General features: G+C 68.3%; 6 protein-coding genes. 5 read left to right on the forward strand and 1 reads right to left on the reverse strand.

Annotated elements, in window-relative coordinates; genetic code table 11:
• Positions 1 to 286: 286 nt before the first annotated feature.
• The 4 genes from EGT67_RS19455 (at position 287) to purB (ending at position 4488) form a co-directional block, all read left to right on the forward strand.
• The gene (locus EGT67_RS19455; protein WP_127917732.1) at positions 287 to 1090 is read left to right on the forward strand and encodes an SDR family NAD(P)-dependent oxidoreductase; all 804 of its coding nucleotides are present in this window, start codon (positions 287 to 289) and stop codon (positions 1088 to 1090) included.
• A 50-nt stretch (positions 1091 to 1140) separates the two neighbouring features.
• The gene (locus tag EGT67_RS19460) at positions 1141 to 2325 is read left to right on the forward strand and encodes a pyridoxal phosphate-dependent aminotransferase (protein ID WP_127917733.1); all 1185 of its coding nucleotides are present in this window, start codon (positions 1141 to 1143) and stop codon (positions 2323 to 2325) included.
• 93 nt (positions 2326 to 2418) lie between these two features.
• A complete protein-coding gene (locus EGT67_RS19465; protein WP_127917734.1) occupies positions 2419 to 3030 on the forward strand; it encodes a TetR/AcrR family transcriptional regulator in 612 nt (203 codons plus the stop codon).
• A gap of 36 nt (positions 3031 to 3066) precedes the next feature.
• Positions 3067 to 4488: an adenylosuccinate lyase gene (gene purB / locus EGT67_RS19470; protein WP_127917735.1), complete on the forward strand. Its 1422-nt coding sequence runs from the start codon at positions 3067 to 3069 to the stop codon at positions 4486 to 4488.
• 193 nt (positions 4489 to 4681) lie between these two features.
• On the opposite strand, the gene EGT67_RS19475 is transcribed toward purB, so the two are convergent.
• Positions 4682 to 5392, reverse strand: coding sequence for a GAF and ANTAR domain-containing protein (locus EGT67_RS19475; RefSeq protein ID WP_164877608.1), 711 nt, complete (start codon positions 5390 to 5392; stop codon positions 4682 to 4684).
• 366 nt (positions 5393 to 5758) lie between these two features.
• Here EGT67_RS19475 and EGT67_RS19480 point away from each other — a divergent pair.
• Positions 5759 to 12173 (forward strand): non-ribosomal peptide synthetase (locus EGT67_RS19480; RefSeq protein WP_127917737.1); only part of this gene is annotated, 6415 nt, incomplete at its 3' end.

A 12173-nucleotide genomic window follows, 5' to 3' on the forward strand; every position in this document is an offset into this window, starting at 1 on the left:
CTCGGGGACGCGGCGTCGTCGTATTTCTCGGACAATTGTGCCAATTCGATTAGCAGCACTGTTTCGGCGGATTGCATTGGGGGGCTGCGTTTACCGGATTATTCCGGTCGTATTCTTCTTCAGGCCCGCTCATATTCTCGATAACGTGACGGAAGGCCTTCTTCTCGGTGCAGAACCGGTGTTCGCCGCAGTAGCGACCAGAGGGATTGTTTCGTCGAACGTCACAGGGCACGAACCGGGCGATCAGTAATCAATGCGGCGATCGGCCGCAGGCGAAGGGATTGGCATGAATCGTCTCTCGGAAAAGAAGATCATCATTACCGGAGCGGCCAGCGGCATCGGCCGTGCCGCGGCCCAACTCATGGTCGACGAGGGGGCACAGGTGCTCATCGCCGACCTCGATCAGGACGCCGCCGCGGGTGCCGCGGCCGAGATCAGCGGTGGTGCTTCGGCGGGGCGGGCCATCGGTATGGCGGTCGACGTGATGAACGAGGAATCGGTCGCCGCGATGATCGACCGCGCGGCCACGGAGTTCGGCGGCATCGACGTGCTCTGCAATCACGTCGGTGGCAGCAATCCGCGCAAGGATCTCGACCTGTTGCGTCTCGACCTCGACGAGTGGGACCGGACGATGGTCCTCAACGCCCGCAGCACGGTCGTCGCCTCCCGCCTGGCCCTGCCGCACATGATCTCCGCCGGCGGCGGATCGATCATCAACACCGTCTCGGTGGCCGGCCTGGCCGGCGACACCCTGCAGTGCGCCTACGGCGCCGCGAAGGCCGCCGTCGTCCGGCTCACCCAGTACATCGCCACCCAGTACGGCCGCAGCGGTGTGCGTTGCAACGCGGTCGCGCCGGGAGCGATCATGACGCCCGCGCTGCGCGACAACCTGCCCGCGGACGTGATCGCCGACATCCGCCACCACAACGCCCTCGACATGATCGGGGATCCCGAGGACATCGGTTGGGCGATGGTCTATCTGGCCTCCGACGAGTCCCGGTACATGAGCGGCCAGACCCTGGTGCTCGACGGTGGTCTGACGGCGCAGAGTCCGATCGCCGCGAGTCGTCGTGTCCTGCTCGACGACTGACCCGGGGCACCGGGTGCCGGTACGTCGACGGCATTGCTAGCGTCGAATACGTGCGTACCGAATCCCAGCGATCGACCATCCCCGGCTTCCACGTCATGGACGTGTGGAAGGCCGCCAACGAGCGGCAGCGCACCCACGGTGACGTGCTGTCGCTCGCGGCCGGGCAGCCGTCGACCCCGGCGCCGGGGCCGGTGCTGCGCGCGGCGCGGGAATCGCTGGACAGCCACCTGCTCGGCTACACCGAGACGTTCGGGATCGAACCGCTGCGCGAGGCCGTCGCCGACTACCACTCGCGCCGGTCCGGGATCTCCGTCCACGCCGACGAGGTCGTCGTCACCACCGGGTCGTCCGGGGCCTTCACGCTGCTGTTCCTCGCCGCGTTCGACGCCGGTGACACGGTCGTGGTCGCCCGGCCCGGTTACCCGGCCTACCGGAACACGCTGACGGCGCTGGGCTGCAATGTCGTCGAGATCGACTGCGGTCCCGAGACCCGCTTCCAGCCGACCGTCGCGATGCTCGAGGCGCTGGAGACGCCGCCCGCCGGGCTGATCGTCGCGAGCCCCGCCAACCCGACCGGCACGGTGATCGACCCGGCCGAACTCGCGGCGCTGGCCCGCTGGTGCGAGCAGCACGACACGCTGTTGATCTCGGACGAGATCTACCACGGCATCGAGTTCGGCCTCGGCGGTGCCGAGAATCGCGATCGCGGGCAGGTGACTGCGTGTGCGTGGGAGACGTCGCGCGAGGCGGTCGTGATCGGCTCGGTGTCGAAGTACTTCTCGATGACCGGGTGGCGGCTGGGTTGGATGCTGGTGCCCGAGCACCTGCGGCGGGCGCTGCAGCGGCTGGCGTCGAACATGACGGTGTGTCCGCCCGCGATCTCGCAGTACGCGGCCGTCGCGGCGTTCTGCGACGAGTCCCGCGCCGAGCTCGACGGCCACGTCCAGCGCTACGCCGTGAACCGGGAGCTGCTCCTCACGGGCCTGCCGAAGCTCGGGCTCACCGAGCTGGCACCCGCCGACGGCGCGTTCTACGTGTACGCCGACATCGCGCACCTCACCGACGACTCGACGTCGTGGTGCGCGCGGCTGCTCGCCGACACCGGCCTCGCGCTGGCGCCGGGCATCGACTTCGACACCGCGCACGGCGACCACACCGTGCGACTGTCGTTCGCCGGATCGACGGCGGAGATCCAGGACGCCCTCACCCGTCTGGAGCGGTGGCTGCCCCGCTAGTCGGTCGTTAGTCGGCTGCCGGCCTTCCGGGTGGCTTTGCGATCTTCGCCGAATTCGGCCTGGTTCGCGGCGTCCGGCTGGCACGATGAGGGGATGACTTCTGCCGCGACCCCCAAGGGCGAGAGGCGTCGGCAGGCACTGGTCACCGCGGCGGCGGATCTGTTGCTCGAGGGCGGTTTCGACGCGGTCCGGCATCGTGCCGTGGCATCCCGGGCGGGTCTTCCGCTGGCGTCGACCACCTACTATTTCGGCTCGCTGGACGAGTTGGTGGCACTTGCCGTCGAGCACAACGGCAACCGTGAGTTGGACGCGATGCGGGAGCGCATCGACGACGTGACACAGCGCCGACGCGGCGTCGAGGCGACGGTGGACCTGATCGTCGACCTGCTGGTGGGTCCGGACGAAGCGGGCGACGGCTCCCGGGAGCGGCTGATCGCACGGTACGAGCGGTTCGTGGCGTCGGCCCGCCACCCCGAACTGCGCGACGTCCAGTTGCGGCTGCGCGCCCAGCTCGACGACCTGCTCGTGGAGGTGCTGCGCCGGTCCGGGCGCGCCGTGCGGGAGCAGCAGCTGCGCCGGCTGGTGGCCGTCGTGGACGGGGTCGTCGTGGGGGCGCTCAGCGAGGTCGACCCCGATCCGCGGGCCATGGCCCGGGCGATGCTGCTCGACCTGATCGACGACCTGGCACCGCCGACTATGCGCTGACGAGGGCGTTCGGGTCCGGCCGTAAACTGGGGTCTCGTGAGCCGCATCCCGAATGTCCTTGCCAACCGTTACGCCAGCCCCGAGCTGAAGGCGCTGTGGTCGCCGGAGTACAAGATCGTGCTCGAGCGCCAGCTGTGGTTGGCGGTGCTGCGCGCCCAGGCCGAGCTCGGAATCGACGTCCCGGCCGAGGCCGTCGCCGACTACGAGCGGGTCCTCGAGCAGGTCGACCTCGACTCGATCGCCGAGCGGGAGCGGGTCACCCGTCACGACGTGAAGGCCCGCATCGAGGAGTTCAACGCCCTCGCCGGTCACGAGCACGTCCACAAGGGCATGACCAGCCGCGACCTCACCGAGAACGTCGAGCAGCTGCAGGTGCTGCGTTCGCTCGAGCACGTCTACAACCACGGCGTCGCGATCGCCGCCCGTCTGGGCGAGCGGGCCGCCGAGTACACCGGCATCGTGATGGCCGGACGCTCCCACAACGTCGCCGCGCAGGCCACCACCCTCGGCAAGCGCTTCGCGTCGGCCGCCGACGAGCTGCTGGTCGCGCTCACCCGCGTGCGTGAGCTCATCGACCGCTACCCGCTGCGCGGCATCAAGGGCCCGATGGGCACCTCGCAGGACATGCTCGACCTCCTCGACGGTGACGCCGCCAAGCTCGAGCAGCTCGAGGCCAAGGTCGCCGAGCACCTCGGCTTCGCGCACGTGTTCACCAGCGTCGGCCAGGTGTACCCGCGCTCGCTCGACCACGACGTCCTGTCCGCGCTGGTCCAGGTCGGTGCCGCGTCGTCGTCGATGGCGCACACCATCCGCCTGATGGCCGGCCACGAGCTGGTCACCGAGGGCTTCCAGCCCGGCCAGGTGGGCTCGTCGGCGATGCCGCACAAGATGAACACCCGCTCGTGCGAGCGCGTCAACGGCCTGCAGGTGGTGCTGCGCGGCTACGCGTCGATGGCCGCCGAACTGGCCGGTGCGCAGTGGAACGAGGGCGACGTGTTCTGCTCCGTGGTCCGCCGGGTCGCGCTGCCGGACGCGTTCTTCGCGATCGACGGTCAGATGGAGACGTTCCTGACGGTGCTCGCCGAGTTCGGCGCCTACCCGGCCGTCATCGAGAACGAGCTGGCCCGCTACCTGCCGTTCCTGGCCACCACCAAGGTCCTCATGGCCGCGGTGCGTGCGGGCGTCGGACGCGAGACCGCGCACGAGGCCATCAAGGAGCACGCCGTCGCCGTCGCGCTCGCGATGCGCGAGGAGGGCAAGGAGCCCGACCTGCTCGATCGTCTGGCCGCCGACGAGCGCCTGCCGCTCGACCGTGCCGCGCTCGACGAGGCCCTCGCCGACCGCACCGCGTTCGTCGGTGCCGCCGGCGCCCAGGTCGACTCGGTGGTCGCCGAGGTGCAGAAGCTCGTCGACGCCAATCCCGACGCCGCTCGTTACACCCCGGGTTCGATTCTGTAACAACGGATTTGCGGTCGAGGCGCGGACCTCGCGGGCAACGCCTCGACCGCGCACCTGGCGCAGCCCGAGGGCGGCAGGGCACCGTCATGCGGTTGCCGCCGATGATCAACGGCATCTAGGCGTAGGTGCTCGCGTACGCTACGGCATCGCCGGCCCGGTAGCGGCCGGAACGGCGGCGCACGCGCCGCGCAGCTCAGTCGGACGTCGGAGTCAGGGTGCCGTCGACGACTTCGGCGGCAACGTCGTGGAGCGGGCGTCCATGGGTTCGGGCGTAATGGCGGAGGGCTTCGAATGCCACGGCCGGGGTGAATCCGGCAGATTCGGCGAGCATTCCCTTGGCTTGCTCGATGATGACCCGGCTGGTCAGCGCCTGTCTCAGTTGAGCGGCCTCTTCCTGCGCGATGCGCGTGGCGCGCTTGTGCAGCAGACCGATGGTGGCGATCCGTGCCAGCGCCCGGCTGGTATCGATGTCCTCCGCTGGGAGGCTGCCGGGGGCGACGCAGAACATGTTCAGCGACCCGATCACGTGGGTTGCCAGCTGCAACGGAACGGCATGGACGGCCCCGAAACCCATCTGTCCGGACGCGTGCTGAAACCGTGGCCAGCGCGCCGAGGCCGCGTCGCGGCCGAGGTTGACGATCGGACGCCCGGTGGTGAAACAGTCGTGGCAGGGGCCGCGCGCGTTCGTGATCTCCAACTGTTCGAGGGTGTGCACCGGCTCGGTGGTGGACGCCACCGAATCGAGGTGCCCGTGTTCGTCGGCCAGCAGGATGCCTGCGGCGTCGATCGCAACCATTTCCACGGTTCGATCGGTCAGGGTGCGTAGAAAGTCGACGGTGTCGAAGCCGGGTACGAGGGCGTCCGCCAGCTCCTCGAACACATGGACCAATCGTCGTTCGCTCATGGGCTTCAGGTCTCTCCAACGGCTTGTCGCCGCACCAGTCGCTTCCAGGTTAGCCACGTCGGGCGTCGTCGGCACGGAGCACTTCGGTCGGTTGGCACCCTTCGAGTCGCTCTGGCAGGATGGATGAGCGGCCACCGAGTGGCCCAGGACGCCGTAGGCGTCATTCCACCACCCCGGACCCGGTGGCGCGGTCGGCATGTTCGAGCGAGAAGAATCCACCGCTGCTCCGTTATCGGGCACTCGCCGAGCACGTCGGCAGCATCGTGCGGTTCGTCCCTCGGGACGTGCCGCCTGACGCAACACGACCAGATTGCTCCGCTGGCCGAGCACGCGGAGTCGACGTGAACCGGATTGGTAGCCATTCCTATGGAAGTTGCTGCATCGGAACCTTTTCCGTTGTCATCGGCGCAGTACGAGGTCTGGCTCGCGCAGCAACTGGCCCCACACCTTCCGTACTGCATCGCGCAGTACGTGGAGTTCCAGGGAGACCTCGATCTCGCCCTGCTCCGATCGACGGCGGTGACCGCGGGGCGTGAGGTTCAGTGCGCCTTCCTCCGGTTGATCGAGGTCGACGGGGAGCCAAGGCAAGTCGTTGACCCGTCATTGGACAACTCAGTGGGGTTCATTGATTTTCGCGGCGAGGACGATCCGGTGGCGGCTGCGGATGCGTGGATGCGCGAGGACCGGTCGAACCCGGTGGACCCGATGCGCGACCTGGGCGTGTCGACGATATTGCAGGTCGGTGATGCACGGTACCTGTGGTACAGCCGCGCTCACCATGTCGCGTTGGACGGGTACGCCGCGATGACGTTGGTCAACCGCGTAGCAGCTCTGTACTCGTCTGCCGTGTCGGGCCGGGAACCGGAACCCAGCGGGGCTGCTGATCTGCGAACGCTGTACGAACTCGACTGTCGGTATCGTGCCTCGAGCCGTTTCGAGGCGGACCGCGCGTACTGGATCGAGCGGTTCCGGGCGCTGGCGGAACCCGTGAGTCTGGCAGACCGAGACCGGGCTGCCGTGGCCCGCGACATGCTGGTGACCCGATCGCTCGACGAGGACACAGCCGCTCGGCTCGAGGACTCCGAGGGGCGGACGAGCCGCACGTCCGCTGCGGTGATCATCGCGGCGTTCGCCTGCTACCTCTCGCGGATGGCGGGCCGGCCGGAGGTTCGGGTGGATGTCCCCGTCTCCGGGCGGACCACTGCGGTGTTGCGGCGTTCGGGTGGGATGTTCGTCAACGTCGTTCCGCTGCGAATCCGGGTCGGTCCCGGCGACACCGTGGGCGATCTGGTCGAGCGGGTCAGTCTGGAACTGATGGGCGCGTTGCGACACCAGCGCGCCAACCTCGCCGAGATTGCGCGAGAGGCGAGTGTCGGTGCCGACGCTCACCTGGCCGCTGCGCCGATTGTCAACGTGATGCTCTTCCGTCAGGAACTCGAGTTCGGCTCGGTGACCGGCGAATTTCATGTGCTCACCTCCGGTCCCATCGAGGACCTGCTGATCAATGTCTACCAAAGAGGTTCCCCCGCAAAGATATTCGTCGAGTTCCGGGGGAACCCGGCCCGCTACCGTCTCGACGAGCTGAAGATCCACCAGCAGCGGTTCGTCGGTGTGATCGAGGGCTTCCTGATGTCCGGTCCAGCGTCGCCGCTGACGACGATCCACCGCGAGAGTGCGAGGGAAGGAGAGCGTCGGCGTGCCGAAGTGCTTTGCCTGGACTACTGGCGACACACGCTGGCGGGGATGCCGGTCCGGGGCGGGCTGCCGACGGATCGGCGGCGGCAGACAGAGCCGTCTCCGACACCGCGGTCCGCAGAACCCGGAAGCTTGCGGATCGCTCTCGGTGCAGAACGACATCGCATGCTTCAGCTGCGCGCCCACGAGCACGACTCGACGATGTTCATGGCGATGCATGCGGCGCTGGCGGCACTGCTGGCCCGGGTGAGCGGATCCGACGACATTGCGGTGGGTGCGCCGATTGCCCGACGGGATGCCGCGCTGGACCATGGGGCGGAGGCGGTCATCGACACCGTGGTGTTGCGGACCCACGTGAATCCAGGACGGTCGTTCGCGGCTCTCCTGGACCGGGTGAAGCAGTGCCAACACGACGCCTTCGCCCATGCGGGGGTGTCGTTCGGACGCGTGGTCGAGGCCGTCGCCCCGGAACGCGCCCCGGACGGCCCGCCGCTGGTGCAGGTGATCCTCGGACCAGATCGCCGAGAGCCGACCGCAGTGACCGACGTATCGGTGACGTCGCCCGAAGCCTGTTGTCCCGAACTCTGCGACGTGCAGGTGACCGTCGGCGAGAGTTTCACCGACTCCGGTCGACCGGCCGGGGTGTCGGTCGATCTGGCGTTTGCCCCCGATCTGTTCGATCCGGCGACACTGCAGGCCTTCGCGGATCGGCTGGTGCGCATTCTCGAGTACGCGGCAGCAGATCCGTCCGCCCCGGTCGGCGACGTCGATGTGCTTGCCCCCGAGGAGCGCGATCAGCTGGTGCCGGTGTCCGGCGCGGAGGCGTTGCCCGCGACGACTTTGCCGGGACTGTTCGCCGCATCGGTGGGCACGGACCCGCATGCGATCGCGGTGGTGTACGGAGACCGGAGTTGGACGTACGGGGAGTTGGACGAGCGGTCGAATCGGTTGGCGCGGTGGTTGATCGGTCGTGGTGTGGGGCCGGAGTCGTGTGTGGCGGTGGGTTTGCGGCGGTCGTTGGAGTCGGTGTTGGCGGTGTGGGCGGTGACGAAGGCTGGTGCGGCGTTCGTTCCGTTGGATCCGGGGTATCCGTCGGTTCGGCTCGAGCACATGTTGACCGATTCGGGTGCGGTGCTGGGGTTGACGGTGGGGGGCTTGGCGGGTGAGTTGCCGGGGATTGTGCCGTGGGTGGTACTCGATGACGAGTCGGTCGAGGCGGAGGTGGCGGGGTGTGCTGCGGGGGTGGTGTCCGATGGTGAACGGGCCGTTGCCTTGTATCCGGATCATCCGGCGTATGTGATCTACACGTCGGGGTCGACGGGGGTGCCGAAGGGGGTGGTAGTGACCCATCGGGGAATGGCGAACATGGCCGCCGAACAACGCGACCGTTACGCCGCGGGACCTGGTGCGCGGGTCCTGCACTTCGCCTCTCCCAGCTTCGATGCGTCGGTCTTCGAGCTGGTGTGGGCGTTCGCGTCCGGCGGGTGCCTGGTCATCACACCACCGACGGTCTACGGCGGCGACGAACTGGCCGCCCTGCTCGATCGTGGCCGCGTCACCCATGCGGTTCTGACACCGTCGACGTTGTCGTCAGTCGATCCCCGGGGGCACGCCTGCCTGCGGTATCTCGAGGTGGCAGGTGAGGCGTGTTCTCCGGAGCTGTTGGCGCGGTGGGCACCTGGGCGCTCGATGTTCGACGGCTACGGCCCGACGGAGGCGACCATCATGGCGAACCTCGGAGATATCGGGCCGCCGGGGGAGCCGGTGACCGTCGGCGGCCCGATCCGGGGTGTCGAGGAGTTCGTACTCGACGGGCGTCTGCAGCCGGTGCCGGTCGGTGTGGCGGGGGAGTTGTATCTCACCGGTGCGGCGCTGGCACGTGGGTATCGGAATCAGGCGGGGCTTACGGCTGCTCGCTTCGTCGCGGATCCGTTCGGTCCACGGGGACAACGTCTTTACCGCACCGGTGATGTGGTCAGATGGCGGCGCGATCGGAAGGGAGACCTGGAGCTCGAGTACGTGGGCCGCACCGACTTCCAGGTCAAGATCCGCGGCGTCCGGACCGAACCCGGCGAGGTGGATGCGGCTCTGATGGCCCACCCGTATGTGCGATTCGCGGCCACACTCAGCCGTGCGGGACCGGCCGGCGACCCGGTCCTGGTGTCCTACGTGCTCCCCGCCGCCGGGCAGGTCCCCGATCCCGCCGAGCTGACGGAACGAGTTCGCGCGGCGGTACCGAACCACATGGTGCCCGCGGCGATCACGATGCTCGACGAGATTCCGCTGACCCCGGTCGGCAAGCTCGACCGCGCCGCACTGCCCGCACCTGACTTCGGGACGAGGCGCACCGAGTCCCGGCCACCGCGCACGCCGACCGAGGAGGCAATCGCAGGCGTCTTCGCCGAGGTGCTCGCAGTCGACCGCCTCGGTGTCGATGCGCACTTCTTCGACCTCGGCGGAAACTCCCTGGTCGCGACCAAAGCGGTCGCGCGGATCAACTCGGCGTTGGATCGGAACATCGATATCCGTGACCTGTTCGAGGCGCCCACCGTCGCGGCGCTCGCGGCCCGACTCGACGGCATCGATGGTCAATCGTCGACCCGGCCGGCCCTGACCGCCGGCGCGCGGGCCGACAAAGTACCGATCTCCATCGCGCAGCAACGTATGTGGGTCGTCAACCAGCTGGACACGTCCTCGCCGGCATACAACATTCCCCTGGCGCTCCGGCTGTCGGGCGCCTTGGACATCGATGCTCTGCGGTTGGCGCTCGCCGACATCATGGATCGGCATGCCACGCTCCGGACCGTCTACCCCGAGTCTGCTGACGGACCCCGCCAGGTAGTGGTTCCGATGGAACGGGTGCATCCTGACCTGACGCCGGTATCGGTCTTCGGGGAGGCGGAATTGCGTGCGCACCTTGTGCGGCGTGCCGCCGCCGGCTTCGATGTCACCGACGAGATACCCATGCGGACCGGGCTGTTCCGGATCGGTCCGGATGAGCACGTGCTGGCGATCGTGATGCACCACATCGCGGTTGACGGTTCGTCGATGGTGCCGCTCGCCAGGGACGCGGCGGTGGCATACGCCGCCCGCCTGCACGGACGGGCACCGGACTGGGCGCCTTTGCCGGTGGACTATGCCGACTACAGCCTGTGGCAGCGTCGGATTCTCGGCAGCGAGTCCGCGCCCGATTCGCTGTTCGCGCGCGAGTTGACGTACTGGCGGTCGACGCTTGCGGGGATGCCGCCGTGCATCGAACTGCCGACGGACCGACCACGTCCGGTGTGGCGGTCGACGCAGGGAGGCAGCGTTCGGTTCGAGATCGGCGCGGATCTACATCGACGACTACACGACCTTGCCCGCGAACTTCATTCGACTATGTTCATGGTCGTGCACGCGCTGCTCGCCGTGCTGCTGAGCCGGTTGAGTGGGAGCACCGACATTGCGGTGGGCACACCGACGGCGGGACGCGGCGAGGCCGCGCTCGACGACGTGGTGGGCATGTTCGTCAACACCGTCGTGCTGTGGACGCCGGTGGCGCCCGGGGGTTCGTTCACCGACCTGCTCGGTGAGGTCGGCACGTGTGATCTCGACGCCCTCGTCCACGCGGAGGTCCCGTTCGAACGAGTCGTCGAAGCCGTTGCGCCCGTTCGGTCGACGGCGTACTCACCGCTCTTCCAGGTGATGCTGGAGTTCCGGAACGTAGAGCCGCCCGACCTGGCCCTGCCGGGGCTCACGGTCGAGCCCATCGATGTCGGCCTCGACGTCGCCCGTTACGACCTGCACCTGAGCCTTTCGGAGGAGTTCGACCCCGTCGACGACGCGCCTCACGGGATGGCGGCCTCCTTCGGCTTCGCGACCGACATCTTCGACTCGGCCACGGTGCAGCTTCTCGCGGACCGCTTCCTCCGCATTGCCGAGGAAGTCGTCTCCTCGCCTTCGACACGGGTCGGGGAGATCGAGCTTCTGTCCCCTGGCGAGCGCCGGGAGTTGCTGTCGGTGTCAGGTGGGCCGGGGGTTGCGGGGCGGGTGCTGCCGGAGTTGTTGGCGGCGTGGGCGGCACGCGATCCGGGCGCGGTGGCGGTGGTGTGCGGCGACCGGCGTTGGACGTATCAGGAGCTGGACGAGCAGTCGAACCGATTGGCGCGGTGGCTGATCCGTCACGGAGTGGGTCCGGAGTCGGGGGTGGCGGCGGCACTGCCGCGGTCGCTGGAGTCGGTGTCGACGGCGTGGGCGGTCGCGAAGTCCGGTGCGGCGTTCGTGCCGGTGGATCCGTTGTATCCGGTTGGCCGGATCGAGCACATGTTGTCGGATTCGGCTGTGACGGTGGGTGTCACGGTCGCAGAGTGGCGGGACCGCTTGCCGGGGTCCGCGCGCTGGCTTGTACTCGATGATCCGGCGGTCGAGGCGGAAGTGGCGGGGTGTTCCGCGGCCGCGGTGACCGCCGGCGAACGGACCGCTGCGCTGTCTCCTGACCATCCGGCGTACGTCATCTACACGTCGGGGTCGACGGGAGTCCCGAAGGGTGTGATGGTGACGCATCGAGGGTTGGCCAATCTGGTGACGGAGCAGTGCGCACGGCTCGCGGCGGGCCCCGATGCGCGGATACTGCACGCTGCGTCGCCGAGTTTCGATGCGGCGGTGTTCGAGCAGATGATGGCCTTCGGTTCGGGCGCGCGGCTGGTGATCTCCCCGCCGACCCTGTACGGAGGCGAGGGGCTGGTGCAGTTGCTCGACGCCGAGGGCGTGACTCACGCCGTGCTCACCCCCACTTTGCTGGCATCGTTGGACGTGCCCGCGACGACCCCGAGCTCCACGGATGCAACGGGTTTGGAGTCGCTGCGAAATCTGATGGTGGCCGGCGAAGCCTGCCCTCCAGAGTTGGTGACCCGATGGGCCCGGGGTCGGTCGATGTTGAATCTGTACGGGCCGACCGAGACGACGATCTGGGCGAATGTCAGTGCGCGCATGACGCCGGGTGATCGGGTGACGGTTGGTGGTCCGATTCGTGGTGTGGGGGAGTGTGTGTTGGATGGGTGGTTGCGGCCGGTTCCGGTGGGGGTGGTGGGGGAGTTGTATTTGGCTG

This window comes from Prescottella agglutinans (genome assembly GCF_004011865.1).
In the GTDB taxonomy this organism is placed as follows: domain Bacteria; phylum Actinomycetota; class Actinomycetes; order Mycobacteriales; family Mycobacteriaceae; genus Prescottella; species Prescottella agglutinans.